This window comes from Micromonospora sp. NPDC049903 (genome assembly GCF_044460945.1).
Taxonomy (GTDB): Bacteria; Actinomycetota; Actinomycetes; order Mycobacteriales; family Micromonosporaceae; genus Micromonospora.
Map to the genome: position 1 here is coordinate 202,100 of NZ_JBITKL010000006.1, position 15,327 is coordinate 217,426.

Annotated in this window: 16 protein-coding genes; 3 read left to right on the forward strand and 13 right to left on the reverse strand. The window is 73.1% G+C overall.

Annotated features, from left to right (window positions below; all coding sequences use genetic code 11):
* Positions 1-40 precede the first annotated feature (40 nt).
* Positions 41-592, forward strand: coding sequence for a GNAT family N-acetyltransferase (locus ACIBO1_RS13535; RefSeq protein WP_396745258.1), 552 nt, complete (start codon positions 41-43; stop codon positions 590-592).
* Here ACIBO1_RS13535 and ACIBO1_RS13540 read toward each other — a convergent pair.
* The gene (locus ACIBO1_RS13540; protein WP_396745452.1) at positions 491-1,801 is read right to left on the reverse strand and encodes a glycosyltransferase family 87 protein; all 1,311 of its coding nucleotides are present in this window, start codon (positions 1,799-1,801) and stop codon (positions 491-493) included. The genes ACIBO1_RS13535 and ACIBO1_RS13540 overlap by 102 nt on opposite strands.
* Positions 1,802-1,836: 35 nt before the next feature.
* Here ACIBO1_RS13540 and ACIBO1_RS13545 point away from each other — a divergent pair, with 35 nt between their 5' ends.
* Positions 1,837-2,451, forward strand: coding sequence for a GNAT family N-acetyltransferase (locus ACIBO1_RS13545; RefSeq protein ID WP_396745261.1), 615 nt, complete (start codon positions 1,837-1,839; stop codon positions 2,449-2,451).
* A 333-nt stretch (positions 2,452-2,784) separates the two neighbouring features.
* On the opposite strand, the gene dapB is transcribed toward ACIBO1_RS13545, so the two are convergent.
* The 6 genes from dapB to truB all read right to left on the reverse strand — a co-directional run bounded on the left by dapB (position 2,785) and on the right by truB (position 10,031).
* Positions 2,785-3,558: a 4-hydroxy-tetrahydrodipicolinate reductase gene (dapB, locus tag ACIBO1_RS13550; protein WP_396745264.1), complete on the reverse strand. Its 774-nt coding sequence runs from the start codon at positions 3,556-3,558 to the stop codon at positions 2,785-2,787.
* Between the two features lie 66 nt (positions 3,559-3,624).
* Positions 3,625-5,034 (reverse strand): M16 family metallopeptidase, encoded by a 1,410-nt coding sequence (locus ACIBO1_RS13555; protein WP_396745267.1) that lies wholly within the window; start codon positions 5,032-5,034, stop codon positions 3,625-3,627.
* 100 nt (positions 5,035-5,134) lie between these two features.
* Positions 5,135-7,498, reverse strand: coding sequence for a polyribonucleotide nucleotidyltransferase (locus ACIBO1_RS13560; protein ID WP_396745270.1), 2,364 nt, complete (start codon positions 7,496-7,498; stop codon positions 5,135-5,137).
* Positions 7,499-7,724: 226 nt separating this feature from the next.
* Positions 7,725-7,994, reverse strand: a complete 270-nt coding sequence (rpsO, locus tag ACIBO1_RS13565) for a 30S ribosomal protein S15 (RefSeq protein ID WP_117226670.1) — start codon at positions 7,992-7,994, stop codon at positions 7,725-7,727.
* Between the two features lie 170 nt (positions 7,995-8,164).
* Positions 8,165-9,094, reverse strand: coding sequence for a bifunctional riboflavin kinase/FAD synthetase (locus ACIBO1_RS13570; RefSeq protein ID WP_396745273.1), 930 nt, complete (start codon positions 9,092-9,094; stop codon positions 8,165-8,167).
* Positions 9,095-9,146: 52 nt separating this feature from the next.
* Complete coding sequence (gene truB, locus ACIBO1_RS13575) at positions 9,147-10,031, reverse strand: tRNA pseudouridine(55) synthase TruB (protein WP_396745276.1); 885 nt, start codon at positions 10,029-10,031, stop codon at positions 9,147-9,149.
* Between the two features lie 142 nt (positions 10,032-10,173).
* Here truB and ACIBO1_RS13580 point away from each other — a divergent pair, with 142 nt between their 5' ends.
* Positions 10,174-10,494, forward strand: a complete 321-nt coding sequence (locus tag ACIBO1_RS13580; RefSeq protein ID WP_396745279.1) for a hypothetical protein — start codon at positions 10,174-10,176, stop codon at positions 10,492-10,494.
* A gap of 18 nt (positions 10,495-10,512) precedes the next feature.
* On the opposite strand, the gene ACIBO1_RS13585 is transcribed toward ACIBO1_RS13580, so the two are convergent.
* The 6 genes from ACIBO1_RS13585 to ACIBO1_RS13610 form a co-directional block, all read right to left on the reverse strand.
* On the reverse strand, positions 10,513-11,862 hold the full coding sequence (locus ACIBO1_RS13585) for an MATE family efflux transporter (protein ID WP_396745286.1): 1,350 nt from the start codon (positions 11,860-11,862) through the stop codon (positions 10,513-10,515).
* A gap of 563 nt (positions 11,863-12,425) precedes the next feature.
* Positions 12,426-12,635, reverse strand: coding sequence for a DUF6186 family protein (locus ACIBO1_RS13590; RefSeq protein ID WP_396745455.1), 210 nt, complete (start codon positions 12,633-12,635; stop codon positions 12,426-12,428).
* A complete protein-coding gene (locus ACIBO1_RS13595; RefSeq protein WP_396745289.1) occupies positions 12,635-13,042 on the reverse strand; it encodes a hypothetical protein in 408 nt (135 codons plus the stop codon). Before ACIBO1_RS13595 ends, ACIBO1_RS13590 begins: the two co-directional genes overlap by 1 nt.
* 66 nt (positions 13,043-13,108) lie before the next feature.
* Positions 13,109-14,104 (reverse strand): bifunctional oligoribonuclease/PAP phosphatase NrnA, encoded by a 996-nt coding sequence (locus ACIBO1_RS13600; RefSeq protein ID WP_396745458.1) that lies wholly within the window; start codon positions 14,102-14,104, stop codon positions 13,109-13,111.
* A 194-nt stretch (positions 14,105-14,298) separates the two neighbouring features.
* Positions 14,299-14,805: a 30S ribosome-binding factor RbfA gene (rbfA, locus tag ACIBO1_RS13605; RefSeq protein ID WP_396745292.1), complete on the reverse strand. Its 507-nt coding sequence runs from the start codon at positions 14,803-14,805 to the stop codon at positions 14,299-14,301.
* A 142-nt stretch (positions 14,806-14,947) separates the two neighbouring features.
* Positions 14,948-15,241: a DUF503 domain-containing protein gene (locus tag ACIBO1_RS13610; protein WP_396745295.1), complete on the reverse strand. Its 294-nt coding sequence runs from the start codon at positions 15,239-15,241 to the stop codon at positions 14,948-14,950.
* Positions 15,242-15,327 lie beyond the last annotated feature (86 nt).

Sequence of the window (15,327 nt, forward strand, 5' to 3'; positions counted from 1 at the left end):
ACACTGGACCTGACGCCCCGCGCCGCCTAGAACTGGAGCCGTGCCCACCATCCGTCGGGAGGAACCCGAGGACGCCGAGGCGATCGCCCGGGTGCACGTGAGCGGCTGGCAGGCCGGGTACGCCGGGATCATGCCGGACGAGGTGCTGGGGCGGCTCAACCCGGTGGCCTGGGCGCAGCGCCGCCGGGCTGTCGGCACGGCCGACCCGGAGCACCCGTTCACCACGCTGCTCGCCGAGGTCGACGGGGCGTTGGCCGGGTTCACCACGTTCGGGCCGTACCGCAACAACCAGGACCGGGGCGACCTCGACCCGACGTACGGCGAGGTGCTGGCGCTCTACGTGGCGCCCGCCCACTGGGGCGACGGCACGGCTCCGGCGCTGTTCGCCGCCGCGCACGACGGGCTGCGGGAACGCGGCTGGTCGGAGTACCGGGTGTGGGTGCTGGCGGACAACCACCGGGCCCGCCGGTTCTATCAGCGGGCCGGGTTGTCACCGGATGGTGAGGAGTCGACCTATCCGGTGCCGCTGTCCGGCGGGCGTCCGCCGATCGGGCTGGTCGAGTTGCGGTACACCGGCCGCCTCGATGGCTGACCGCGCGGCCGGAGCCGGCGGTTCGTCCCGGCCCAGCGGTGGTTCGCCCCGGCGGCCCAGCGGCAGGAAGGCCAGCAGCGCCAGGCTGATCCAGACGTACGTGTTGCCGAACAGGAAGCCGTCGATCCCGCTGAAGTCCTGCTCCCACGCCCAGACGATCCGGCTGGTCAGGAAGCCGTACCCGACGGTCGCGGCGGCCAGCAGCAGCCGACGGCGACGGCTGCGCGGTGGCGCGGCCATGCCGTGGTCCACCAGCAGCAACAGCCCCGGCAGCAGCCAGACCAGGTGGTGAACCCAGGTGACCGGGCTGACCAGACACATCACCGCGCCGGTCAGCGCCAGACCGGCCGCGGAGTCCCCCTTCGCCGCGGCCGTCCGGGACCGTCGGATCCACAGCGCGACCGTCGCGGCCACCAGCGCCAGCCAGGCCAGCGTGCTGGGGCTCTGCGGGTCGAGCCGGGCCACCACCCCGCGCAGCGACTGGTTGGAGATGAAGGCCAACTCACCGACCCGGCCGGTGTTCCACAGCGCGGAGGTCCAGAACTCGCGGGCCGCGTCCGGGAACAGCACGGCGGCTAGGACGGTCGCCCCGGCGGCGGTGCCCGTGGCGGTGAGCGCCGCCCGCCAGCGACCGGTGACCAGCAGATAGATCAGGAAGATGCCGGGCGTGAGCTTGATCGCGGTGGCCAGGCCGATGCCGACGCCGGCCCACGTGCTGTCGCGTGGCAGCAACCGCAGCAGGTCCACCGCGACCAGGAACAGCAGCAGCGTGTTGACCTGGCCGAAGTTGATGGTCTCGCGCATCGGCTCGAACGCGGCGGCCAGGCAGAGCGCCACCGCGAACGCGAACCAGCGGGTCCAGCCGGCCCTCCGGGACACCGGGTCCAGCAGCCACCAGATCAGCACCGCGGCGGCGGCCACCCCGGCGGCCACGCTCACCACGATCGCCCCGTGCCAGGACAGGTACGCCATCGGCAGCATCACCAGCGCGGCGAACGGCGGGTAGGTGAAGCCGTACTGGGTGCCGGGTTTCAGGTAGTCGTAGATCTCGCCGCCGTCGTGCACCCACCAGACCAGCGCGCCGCGATAGACGTGCAGGTCGAAGAAGCCGTGCCGGACCGCCGCCACGGACAGGAACGCGGTCACCGCGACGGCGAGTACGACCACTGCGACGACCTGTCCGACCGTCCGCCTGGCACCCTGCGCCACCGTCGCCTCCCTCACCCTGCGTAGGCTGTCGTCCCATGGCTCTGGGGTTTGTCCGCCCGGCGCGTCCGGAGGACGTCGCCGAGATCGCCCGCATCCAGCTCGCGACCTGGCGGGTCGCCTACCGGCGGCTGCTGCCCCGGCACGTGCTGGAGAACCTCGACGAGGCGTGGCTCGCGCGGCGGTGGGACGCCGCGGTGCGCCAGCCGCCCGGCGACACCCACCGGGTGCTGGTCGCCGTCGAACAGGCCGAACAATCGTATCTGGTGGGCTTCGCCGCCTCCGGGCCGGCCGACGCGGAGGCGCTGGCCCCGAACGAGCCGGCCGACGCGCTCGGCGCCGACGTGGTGGCCGTGACCGACCTGCTGGTAGAGCCACGCTGGGGCCGGCGCGGGCACGGCAGCCGGCTGCTGGCCGCCAGTGTGGACCTGTGGCGGGAGTCCGGTTTCACCCGGGCGGTCTCCTGGGTCTTCGAGGGCGACGAGGCGTCCCGGAAGTTCCTCGGCGCGGCCGGCTGGGAGCCCGACGGCGCGGGCCGGGCGCTGGACGTGGACGACATGCTGGTGCCGCAGCTCCGGCTGCACGTGGCGGTGCCCGCCGAGGCGGGCGAACCGGCTGACCCGTCCGCCGCCCCGCCCGCCGAGGCGGACTGAGCGGCCGTCGAACGGCCGGCCGGTGCTTCGGCAGCACCATGACGGAGCAGTACTGCCACCCCGGCGCCTGTCGAGCTGAGAGCAGAGACGGATCACCGACGGCCACTCGGCAGCGAGCAGCCAGCGACGGCTCGTCCGGCAGCGACGGGTCACACGTAGCCGACCGACGGTGCCGGGCGGCCGACCGGCCGCGATAGCGCAGACGGTTCAGCTCGACAGTGCCCGAAGCAGGGGTGGGACACCGCCTCGGTCCGTCGCGGCAGCCCCGGTCCGTCGCGGCAGCCCCGGCCCGGAAGGAGTCCGCGTCGGGCGTGGCGGCCGCCCGGGTCGCGCTCAGTCGAGCAGCGGGTCCAGGCCGAGCGTCAGACCGGGTCGGCCGGGCACCGCGCGCACGGCCAGCAGCACGCCGGGCATGAACGACACCCGGTCGTACGAGTCGTGCCGGATGGTCAGCGTCTCGCCGGTGGTGCCGAAGAGCACCTCCTGGTGGGCGAGCAGGCCGGTGGCCCGGACCGCGTGCACGCGTACCCCGTCGACGTCGGCGCCCCGGGCACCGGCGACCTCGTCGGCGGTGGCGTCCGGCATCGGGCCCAGCCCGGCCTCGGCACGGGCCGCCGCGACCAGCCGGGCGGTGTGCGTGGCGGTGCCGCTGGGCGCGTCGAGCTTGCGCGGGTGATGCTGTTCGATGATCTCGACGGACTCGAAGTGCCGGGCCGCGCGGGTGGCGAACTGCATCATCAGCACCGCGCCGATGCCGAAGTTCGGGGCGATCACCACGCCCAGCTCCGGCGTGCCGCCCAGCCATTCCCGCACCTGGTCCAGCCGCTGCCCGGTGAAGCCGGTGGTGCCGACGACCGCGTGCACCCCCTGGTCGACGCACCAGCGCAGGTTGTCCATCACCACGTCCGGGGTGGTGAAGTCGACGACCACCTGCGCCCCGGCGTCCGCGACGGCGGACAGCGGGTCGCCCTGGTCGACGCTGGCGACCAGCTCCATGTCGGCGGCGCCGTCGACGGCCTTGCACACCTCGAGGCCCATCCGGCCCCGGGCGCCCAGCACACCGACCCGGATCGGCCCGGTCGCGCCCTTCTCCTGCTCGTCAGTCACGCGGCACAACCTATCCCAATCGGGACGCGGGCACCCCGGGGGTACGGCCCCACCCGCGCGGCCGGATCAGGCGATGAAGTCCGACTCGCCGAACGGGCCGACCACGGCCAACGACATGGGTCGGCTGAGCAGGTCGGCGGCGAGGGCGTTGACGTCGTCCAGGGTGACCGCGTCGACCCGGTGCAGCAGCTCGTCGACCGGGACCAGGTCACCGTAGAGCAGCTCGCCCTTGGCCAGCCGGCTCATCCGCGAGCCGGTGTCCTCCAGGCCGAGCACGAACGAGCCCTTGCTCATCCCCTTGCCCCGGGCCAGCTCGGCCTCAGTGACGCCCTGCGCGGCGGTACGCGCCAACTCGGCCCGGGTCAGCTCCAGCACCTCCTGCACCCGGCCCGGTGCGCAGCCGGCGTACACGCCGAACAGACCGGTGTCGGCGTACTGGCTGGCGTAGGAGTAGACCGAGTACGCGAGGCCGCGCCGCTCGCGGATCTCCTGGAACAGGCGGCTGGACATGCCGCCGCCGAGCACGTTGTTGAGCACGCCGAGGGCGAAGCGCCGCTCGTCGAGCCGGTCGATGCCGGGGCAGCCGAGCACCACGTGCGCCTGCTCGGTCTCCTTCGCGTGGACGACCACGGTGGGGGCCTGGGTGCGTACCTCCGGGGTGGTCGGCCGGTGCGACGCGGGCGTCGCCGGGTCGGTGTCCAGCGGGCTGCCCTTGAGTGCCGACCGGACCAGCCGGACCACGGTCGCGTGGTCGAGGTTCCCGGCGGCGGCGATGACGATCTGCGGCGCGACGTAGCGGCGGCGGTAGAAGCTCTGGATCTGCCGGCGGGTCATCGGAGTGACCGTCTCCGCGGTGCCGGAGATCAGCCGGCCCAGCGGGTGGTCGCCGTAGACGGCCCGGGTGAGCAGGTCGTGCACCTCGTCGCCGGGCTCGTCGTCGTGCATGGCGATCTCTTCGAGGATGACGCCCCGCTCGGTCTCCACGTCGGCCGGTTCCAGCACCGAGTCGGCGACCAGGTCACACATCACGTCGATGGCCAGGGGCAGGTCCTCGTCCAGCACCCGGGCGTAGTAGCAGGTGTACTCCTTCGTGGTGAAGGCGTTGGTCTCGCCGCCGACCGCCTCGATCGACGAGGAGATCTCCAGGGCATCCCGCTTGTGGGTGCCCTTGAAGAGCAGGTGCTCCAGGAAGTGGGCGGCGCCGGCCTGCGGCCCGGTCTCGTCCCGGGAGCCGACCGCCACCCAGATGCCGAACGAGACGCTGCGCATCGCCGGGATCGCCTCGGTGAGTACCCGCAGCCCGCTGGGCAGCACCGTGCGGCGCACCGTACCGCCCAGCGGATCGTCACTCAGCGTCCTGGTCACCGCCCGGGTGGCCGCTCCGGCGGACCGGGTCGTCGCGGCGGCGTGCCGGCTGCCGGACGGTGTCCCTCCCGGTCGCGCCGCGGGCAAGGACGAACGGCGGGTCCGACTCACGGCAACCTGCTTCCCAGTACGACGAGGGGTGGTGGATCACGAACCGGCCGGGCGACGGTGTCGCCCGGCCGGTCAGCGGTGCGGTACTACAAAACGGCGATCAGCTGTGCCGGGTGCGGCGCCGCGGACGGGAGTCCCCGCCGCCGTCGCCGCCCTCGCCACCCTCCGGGCCACGCCCGCCCCGGTCGCCACCGCGCTCGCGGTCGCCCCGGTCACGCGGGCCCCGGTCGCCCCGGTCGCGGCTGGCCGGCCGCTCGCCACCGGCCTCGGCGGCCGGCGCCTCGGCGCCCTCCGGCCGGACCTTGTCCAGGTAGATCTTGCCGCGCTGGTCGATGTCGGCGATCTCGACCTCGACCTTGTCGCCGACGTTGAGGAAGTCCTCGACCTTCTCGACCCGCTTGCCGTCGCCCACCTTGGAGATGTGCAGCAGGCCGTCGCGGCCCGGCAGCAGCGAGACGAACGCGCCGAACGGCGCGGTCTTGACCACCGTGCCCAGGAAGCGGTCGCCCATCTTGGGCAGGGTCGGGTTGGCGATCCCGTTGATCCGCTCGACCGCGGCCTGCGCCGACGGGCCGTTGGTGGCGCCGACGTAGATGGTGCCGTCGTCCTCGATGGAGATCTCGGCGCCGGTCTCGTCCTGGATGGCGTTGATGGTCTGGCCCTTCGGGCCGATCACCATGCCGATCTTGTCGACCGGGATCTTCACCGTGGTGACCCGCGGCGCGTAGTCGGACATCTCGGCCGGGGCCTCGATCGCCCGCTGCATCACGTCGAGGATGGTCTGCCGAGCCTCATACGCCTGCTGGAGCGCGGCGGCCAGCACGTCCGACGGGATGCCGTCGAGCTTGGTGTCGAGCTGCAGGGCGGTGACGAAGTCCCGGGTGCCGGCGACCTTGAAGTCCATGTCACCGAAGGCGTCCTCGGCACCGAGGATGTCGGTCAGCGTCACGTACTGGGTCTTGCCGTCGACCTCGTCGGAGATGAGGCCCATGGCGATGCCGGCCACCGGCGCCTTCAGCGGGACACCGGCGGAGAGCAGGCCCAGCGACGAGGCGCAGACCGAACCCATCGAGGTGGAGCCGTTGGAGCCGAGCGCCTCGGAGACCTGCCGGATCGCGTACGGGAACTCCTCGCGCGACGGCAGCACCGGGATCAGCGCCCGCTCGGCCAGCGCGCCGTGCCCGATCTCGCGGCGCTTCGGCGAGCCGACCCGGCCGGTCTCACCGGTCGAGTACGGCGGGAAGTTGTAGTTGTGCATGTAGCGCTTGGACTTCTCCGGGGAGAGGGTGTCCAGCGCCTGCTCCATGCGGAGCATGTTCAGCGTGGTGACGCCCAGGATCTGGGTCTCGCCGCGCTCGAACAGCGCCGAGCCGTGCACCCGGGGCAGCACGCCGACCTCGGCGCTCAGCGGACGGATCTCGCGCGGGCCACGGCCGTCGATCCGGACCTGCTCCCGCAGCACGCGACCGCGCACCTCGGACTTGGTCAGCGAGCGGAAGGAGGCCGACAGCTCCTTCTCCCGACCCTCGAAGCGCGGGCCGAGCTCCTCCAGCAGGCGGGCCTTGACCGCGTCCAGGGCCTCCTCGCGGTCCGCCTTGCCGGCGATCTGCAGGGCCTCGGCGACGTCGGCGCGAGCGAACTCGGCGACCGCGTCGTACGCGTCGTCCTGGTACTCCAGGAAGACCGGGAACTCGGCGACCGGCTTGGCGGACACCTCGGCCAGCTCGCTCTGCGCGCGGCACAGCTCACGGATGGCCGGCTTGGCGGCCTCCAGACCGCTCGCCACGACCTCCTCGGTGGGGGCCGGGGCACCGTCGGCGACCAGCTTGACGGTGTGCTCGGTGGCCTCGGCCTCGACCATCATGATCGCGACGTCGCCGTCGGCCAGGGCGCGACCGGCCACCACCATGTCGAAGGTGGCGCGGCTCAGCTCCTCGTGGGTCGGGAAGGCGACCCACTGGCCGTCGACGTGGGCCATCCGGGTGGCCCCGATCGGGCCGGAGAACGGCAGGCCGGAGAGCTTCGTCGACATCGAGGCGGCGTTGATCGCCACCACGTCGTACGGGTGCTGCGGGTCGAGCGCGAGGATGGTCTCGACGACCTGCACCTCGTTGCGCAGGCCCTTGACGAACGAGGGGCGCAGCGGCCGGTCGATCAGGCGGCAGGTGAGGATGGCGTCCTCGCTGGGGCGGCCCTCCCGGCGGAAGAACGAGCCGGGGATCCGGCCCGCGGCGTACATCCGCTCCTCGACGTCGACGGTCAGCGGGAAGAAGTCGAACTGCTCCTTCGGGTGCTTACCGGCGGTGGTGGCGGAGAGCACGACCGTCTCGCCGAGTTGGGCGATGACGGAGCCGGCGGCCTGACGGGCCAGCCGACCGGTGGAGAAGGTGATCTCACGGGTGCCGAACGACCCGTTGTCGATCACGGCGGTGCGGGTTTCGGTGCCGAGTTTGGTCTCGGTCATGGTGCTGTAGTGCTCCTTCGCATCGGGGGCCACGACGCGGGAGCTGTACGGACGGCCGGTCTTCGATCGAAGCGCCCGGTACCACCGGCGAACTGCCGGGGCCTCCGGAGGCCACTACCGGAGACCGGTACGCCGACGGCTCCCCTTGTCTCAGGTGCGCGCGGCCCGTGTCTCGGGTGGGACGCGGACGGGGGGAGCAGCCCGCTGGGCCGCTCCCCCCGTCACGTCACCGACGCAGACCGAGTCGCTCGATGAGCGACCGGTAGCGGTTGATGTCCTTCTTCTGCACGTAGTTGAGCAGCCGACGGCGACGGCCGACCAGCAGCAGCAGCCCACGGCGGCTGTGGTGGTCGTGCTTGTGCACCTTCAGGTGCTCGGTGAGCTCGGCGATCCGCTTGGTGAGGACCGCGACCTGCACCTCGGGCGACCCGGTGTCACCCTCGGCGGTCGCGTACTCTTCGCGGATCTTGGCCTTGGCCTGCTGGTCGAGCGCCATGTTCTCCCTGTTCTGGTGGGTTGTCGATACGGTTCGTCGGGCCGGGCTAGGGCACCGGCGACGAACGGCCTTCGCGCCCGCGGCGTCGAGCAGGCAGCGAGGCCCCACGTCGGTCAGCCGACGTCCACGCCAGCCTACCAGCACCTGGTCGGGATCGCCCTGACGAGCCCTCAGCCCAGCGCCCGGCGCGTCTGCGCGACGTCCTCGGTGATCTGGGCTACCAGCGGCTCGATCGCGTCGTACCGGACCTGCCCGCGCAGGCGGGACACGAAGTCCAGGGCGAGCCGCTCGCCGTACAGGTCGCCGTCGAAGTCCAGCGCGTACGCCTCGACCCGCCGCTCCCGACCGGAGAAGGTCGGGTTGGTGCCGATCGAGACGGCGGCGGCCAGCGGGTGCGGCTGCCCCCGACGGATCATCCGGGCGGCGTAGATGCCGTCCGCCGGGACCGCCGCGTACCGGTGGCAGAGCAGGTTCGCGGTGGGGAAGCCCAGTTCCCGGCCGCGCTGGTCACCCCGGACCACGACCCCCTCCAGCCGGTGCGGTCGCCCGAGCGCGACGGCAGCGGCGGCCACGTCCCCCGCGTCGACGCAGGAGCGGATGTACGTGGACGAGAAGACCGTGCCCGCCTCGGAGACCAACGGGGCGTCCTCCACCGCGAAGCCGAACGTCCGGCCGAGCCGGTCGAGCAGAGCGACGTCCCCGGCGGCCCGATGCCCGAACCGGAAGTTGTCCCCCACCACCACCAGCGCGGCGTGCAGGTGCGCGACCAGGATGTCGTGCACGAACGCCTCGGCGGGCAGCCGGGAGAACTCGGCGGTGAACGGCACCACGCAGAGCACGTCCACGCCGAGCGACTCGATCAGCTCGGCCTTGCGGGCCGGTTCGGTGAGCACCGCCGGGTGGGAGCCGGGCCGGACCACCTCGGCCGGGTGCGGGTCGAAGGTGACCACCACCGACTGCACGCCCAGTTCGCGGGCCCGGGCGACGGTGTGGCCGATGGTCGCCTGGTGCCCCTTGTGCACGCCGTCGAAGACGCCGATGGTGACGACGGACCGCCCCCACCCGCCGGGCACCGCGTCGAAGCCCCGCCACCGCTGCATGCTGTTCCTCCGCTAGTCCGCCCGCCCGCACCGACCGGGCCGGCATCCGCCGTCAGGCCGGGGCGAGCACGATCTCCGCGCGGGCCCGGCCACCCCGCTCGCTGACGATAGCGATCAACCCGCCGGCCGGATCGAAGACCGCGTACGGTCCGGCCAGCCCGACCGGCTCCAGCGGTCCACCGTGGGAGAGCACCTTCGCCTCGTCGGGTCCGGCGTCCCGGCGGGGGAAGAACCGGTCGGCGGCGGCCGCCAGCGGCACCCCGACCACGTCGGGCGCGCGCTGCTCCAGCTCGTCGAGGGTGGCGGCCTCGGCCAGGGTGAAGCCGCCCACCGCGGTCCGCCGCAGCGCGGTCAGGTGCCCACCGACCCCGAGCGCCAGGCCCGCGTCGCGCGCGATCGCCCGGATGTACGTACCGGTGGAGCAGGACACGTCGACGTCCACGTCGACGACGTCCGGCTGGTCGCGCCGGATCGCCAGCACGTCGAGGCGGGACACGGTGACCCGCCGGGCCGGCAGGTCGACGCTCTCACCCGAGCGCACCCGCTTGTACGCCCGCTGTCCGTCGATCTTGATGGCGCTGACCGCGCTCGGCACCTGGTCGATCTCGCCGGTCAGGTCCGCCAGCGCGGCGTGGATCGCCGCGTCGGTGACGGTGCCGGCGGGCGTGGTGGCGATCACGTCGCCCTCCGCGTCGTCGGTGACCGTGGACTGGCCGAGGCGGACGGTGGCGGTGTAGCTCTTGTCCGCCCCGATCACGTACGTCAGCAGCCGGGTGGCCCGGTTCACGCCGATCACCAGGACCCCGGTGGCCATCGGGTCGAGTGTGCCGCCGTGGCCGACCCGCCGGGTCCGCGCGAACCGGCGGATCCTCGCCACCACGTCGTGCGACGTCATGCCGCCGGGCTTGTCCACCACGATCAGACCGTCAGTGCTCACGACGTGCAAGCCTGCCAGACCGCCCGCGCCCGCCCGACACCGGACGACCGGCCGGAAATCGGATGTACCCGCCGGTGGCGGCCCTGCCAGGATGGTGCGCCGATGGCGGCGAGGTGCCACCGGCGGATCGCGAGGAGACGAGATGACCACGAACGACGGCACCGTCCGCAAGCGAGGTCCCGAGCGCCCGGTGGGCCTGCGGACTCCCGAACAGCCGAGCATGTTGCCCGACTGGATGCGCGACCCGCCCCCGCCTCGACGCACCCTGGGGACCCGGGTCGGCGACCGCCTCGCCGCGCTGCCCGGAGCGCGGTGGCTGCGCGACCGATGGTGGGCGTGGCAGCGACGGCAACGGCTCTACCAGCGCTTTCCGGTCACCGCCAAGATCGTCATGATGGTCGTCGCCTGGACGCTCGCGCTGGTCCTGGTGCTGGCGGCCTACGGGATCTTCAGTCTGATCTGAACCGCCGCCGCATCGCCGTCACGCGACGGCGTCGGCGGGCCGCGTCTCGTCTCGGACCGCGCCGGTCACCGCCCAGGCACCGCTGCGCAGCCGCAGCACCAGACCGACCAGCCGGACGACGACGAACAGCATCAGGCCCGCCCAGATCCCGCCGAGGCCGAGCTCGAAGGCGTAGGCGAGCCAGATCGCCGGCAGGAACCCGCCCAGCGCACCGGCCATGGTCAGATTGCGCAGATAGCGGATGTCACCGGCACCGATCAGCACGCCGTCCAGGGCGAACACCACCCCGGCCAGCGGCAACATCGCGACGAACCACGGCCAGGCCACCATCGCCTGCGCGTGCACGGCGGTGTCCGGGGTGAACAGGGCCGGCACCACACCGGCACCGGCCGCCACCAGCACTGCGAAGGCGGTGCCGCAGACCGCGCCCAGCCAGGCGACCCGGCGGGCCAGGGCCCGCGCCACCGCCGCGTCGCCGCCGCCGAGGGCCGCACCGACCAGCGCCTGCGCGGCGATGGCCAACGCGTCGAGCACCAGCGCGGCGAAGAACCAGAGCTGCACGGCGATCTGGTGGGCACCGACCACGGCGGCACCGAACCGGGCCGCCACGGCGGTCGCCGACAGGAAGCTGACCTGGAACGCCACGCCCCGGATCAGCAGGTCCCGGCTGAGCACGAGTTGCTGGCGGATGACCCGCAGGTGCGGGCGCAGCGGGGCCCGCTCGGAGATCAGCGCGCCGACGAAGAGCACGCCGCCGAGGGTCTGTGCGACCGCGTTGGCCACCGCCGAGCCGATCATCCCCATCCCCACCGGATAGACCAGCACCGGACAGAGCACCGCGGAGAGCAGGTTCGGGCCGACCACGAAGAACAGCGGCCGTCGGGTGTCCTGCACGCCCCGCATCCAGCCGTTGCCGGCAGCGGCGAGCAGCAGACCGGGCGCACCGAAGGCGGCGACCCGCAGCCACTGCCCGGCGGCCTCGCCCACCTCGCCGCCGCCCGCGAGGGCGCCGGCCAGCGCGCCGCCACCGAACTGCATGGCGACCACGACCAGCAGCCCCACCCCGAACGCCAGCCAGGAGGACTGCACGCCCTCGGCCACGGCGGCGGCCCGGTCACCGGCGCCGAAGCGGCGGGCGGCCCGGCCGGTGGTGCCGTAGGCGACCACGGTGCCCAGCCAGGCGGTCAGGGTCATCACGGTGCCGCCGACGGCCACCGCGGCCAGCGGCACGCGGCCCAGGTGGCCGACGACGGCGGTGTCGACGAGGACGTAGATCGGCTCAGCGGCCAGCACCACGAGGGCCGGCAGGGCGAGCGCGGCGAACCGGCGCGGCGAGGCGACACGGCTGGCAACGGTGGTCTGGCTCATCGCCGCCGATCCTGGCACGCGATGTGTAAGGAGAGCAAGCTCCTGCGCCACTTACCCGTCGTGGGCGTCCGCCAGGACGGCGGGAGGACGGGTGATGGTCGGTACGCGGCCCGGTGGCGCGGGCCGCGCCGGGATCGTCAGGCGATCCGAGGCGGTGACGCCGTACGCGCGGTGCGGCTCGGCGTCACCGCCGATCGCGTACGGTCACTGACGGGTGTCCATCGAGGTCTGCAGGGCACGGCGGGCCTGCTCGCGGGCCTCGTCGGTGGTCTCGGGCTTGGGCTTGGCGGGCATGGCGAACCCCTTCCAGGGCGCGCGCCGACTGGCGCGACGGCATCACGGGCGGTGTACGACAGACACCCGGAACCGGCCCCAGGATCACCGGAGCTATGGACGGGTGGTGTGGTGGTTGGCCCGGGTCGGTCGACCCTGGAGGGGAAACGACGCCGGGTAGGGCTCCGCTCCCGTGACCCGTGCCACAGCAGCACCGGTCTATTCCCAAGCTATCGTTCAGGTCCACATGGTGCGTGCTGTTCCCGCCATCTGGACCGGTGGAATCCCGGTCACCTGGCCAGGAAGTGCCAGCCCACCCACCACCAGAAGCCGAACATGCCGATCCGGCCCACCGGAACCGGACCGACCTCGTAGCGCATCACGTAGGCGCACATCTCGCCGAGCGTCGGGATGCGCGAGCCCTCCCGCCGCGCCATCCACTCGACCACCGCGAACAGCGCGAGGCCGACCAGGAACCCACCGATCGCCAGATACCGCATCATCGGCGCACCAACCCCCAGAACGCCGACAGCCAGACCAGCCAGGCGGCGGAACGGACCAGCCGGTCCTCCAACAGCGGGTCGGCCAGCAGCGAGAAGGTGGGGAAGTCGTCACCGGCCGCCGCGAAGAACGTGGCCCCCTCGAACACCCCGAACACCACCACCGGCAGCGTCCACCAGACCGCGCCGGAACCCAGGCGCTGCGGGGCCGGACGGGCCTGCAGCCGCTTGGTCAGGCCCAGCCAGATCAACAGCCCGCCGGTGCCGAACACATAGAGGTTGGCCTCCGTGGAGAACGACGGGAACCGCCCGCCGACCAGCGAGAGGGCCACCAGCACCGGTACGCAGACGACCGGTCTCTCCCACGTACGGGGGGCGTCGATCGTGAGGTCGTGGGGCTGCTCCATCACTCGATTCTCCCCGTCATCTCCCGGCGGCGGTATGGCAACACTCCCCCGAGCCGCCCCTGAAAATCACCCCTCGGGGTCGACACCGCTTCCCGGCCCGGGCGCCACCAACTCGGCGCGTACCCGGTCGACCACCTCGTCCACACTGCCCCGGCCGGTGAACCCGGCGGCGAGTCGATGCCCACCACCGCCCAGCGCGACCGCGACCCGGCTCACGTCCACCGCACCCTTGCTGCGCAGCGACACCGCCCACTCCTGGGGCCCGGTCTGCTTCACCACGCAGCTCACGTCGGCCTCGGCGGTGCACCGGACCGGATCGATCAGCGCCTCCAGCACGTACGGCCGCTGGTCGTGCCGGGCCAGGTCGTCCAGGGTCGCGTACGTCCAGACCAGGCCGTGCCCGGACGCCGCCTCGGGCTCCAGCCGGGCGCGGCCGAGCACCTCGCCGAAGAGGCGCACCGCGCCGAACGGGCGGCTGTCGAACACTCGCCGGGAGATCTCCCCCGGCCGGATGCCGGTGGACAGCAGACGGGCCGCCATCTCGTGCACGGCCGGAGTGGTCGCGTCGAACCGGAACGAGCCGGTGTCGGTGCTCAATGCCACGTACAGGCACTCGGCGATGCCAGCGTCCAGCGGGACGCCGAGCCGGGCCAGCAGCTCCTCCGCGACCACCGAGGTCGCCGCCGCCGCCGGGTCGACCAGGTTGACGTCACCGAAGCCGGAATTGGAGGCGTGGTGGTCGAGCACCAGCGCGGTGCCCGGGCCGGCCAGCCGGTCGGCCAGGTCGCCGAGGCGCGAGTCGCTGGCCGCGTCGAAGCAGATCACCAGGTCCGGCTCCGGGTCGGCCTCGGTCGCCGGGACCAGCAGCTCCAGCCCGGGCAGGCCGCGGAACGGCTCGGGCACCTCCGGCGGCCCGGGGAAGGTCGCCTGCAACCGGCGTACGCCGAGCTGCCGCAGCCCGAGCCCGAACCCGAGCATGCTGCCCAGCGCGTCGCCGTCCGGGTTGACGTGGCAGATCAGCAGCACCCGCCCGGCGGGCACCACCTGGCGTACCGCCGCCACCGCCGCGGACCAGTCGGCCTCGCTCGGCGCGGGCCCGCCCGGGGACGACGACGTCGCCGCGTCCGTCGAGACTCCGGTGGTCGCCGCGTCCGGGTCGGCGGGGACCGCCGGCCCCTCGGCCGCGCCGGGGCGGGCCGGACTCGGCAGCGCCGCGCCCGGGCCCGACTCGGTCAGCGCACCGCCGGAGGGGGCGGTCACCGCCGTTCCCCGCTCCGGGTCTCGTCCGTGTCACCGGTGCCGGGCTGGTTCTCGGCCTCGGCGGCCTCGTCTTCCTCGTCTTCCTCGTCGTCGAGCCGGTAGGGCTGGGCCTCACCGGCGTACTCGGCCTTGGCGGCGAGGCGCTGCACCTCCGCGTCGGCGGTCCGGGCCGCGGCGAGCAGGTCGTCGATGTGCTTCACCTGGTCCTGCACGTCGTCCAGGACGAAGGTGAGGGTCGGCGAGTGGCGCAGCCCGAGCGCCTTGCCGACGGTGCTGCGCAGCATGCCCTTGGCGCTGTCCAGCGCGGCGGCGGTGCCTGCCTGTGCCGCCGCGTCACCGAGCACGGTGTAGAAGACCGTGGCGTCGCGCAGGTCGGCGGTTATCCGGGCGTCGGTGATAGTGATCATGCCGAGCCGCGGGTCCTTGATCTGGCTCCGCACCACCGACGCGACCAGTTCACGCACCCGCTCCGCATGCCGACGTACCTTGGCCGGATCCGTCATCTCCGCCACCTCCACGGCGTCCCGCTGCCGGCCGGAACCGGCGACGCCGTCACCGGAGCCCGCACCGACCCCAACACTGGAAACCCTACCCGCGCCACGTGCTCCGGCGCGCGGGGCGGCAGGTGGCCGCGACCGCCACCGGTCAGTCCTCCGCGCCGTGCAGTCGGCGGCGCACCGACAGCAACTCGACCTCCGGTCGACCGGCCACCAGGCGCTCGCACGAGTCGAGCACCTCACGGGCGTGCGACGCCTCCGCGGCCACGACCGCCACTCCTATCTCGGCTCGACCATGCAGGTCGAGCGCACCCACCTCGGCGGCCGACACCTCGAAGCGGCGCAGCGCCGCCACGATCGGCCGTACGTACGATCTCTTCGCCTTCAGCGACCGGGAGTCGCCCGGCAGCAGCAGGTCGAACACTGCGGTTGCGGTGAACATCGCTGCGGACACTACCCGCACCCCACCCCACATGATCAAGGGGTTTACGCCATTCGGCGTAAACCCCTCGATCAGTGCGTCATTAC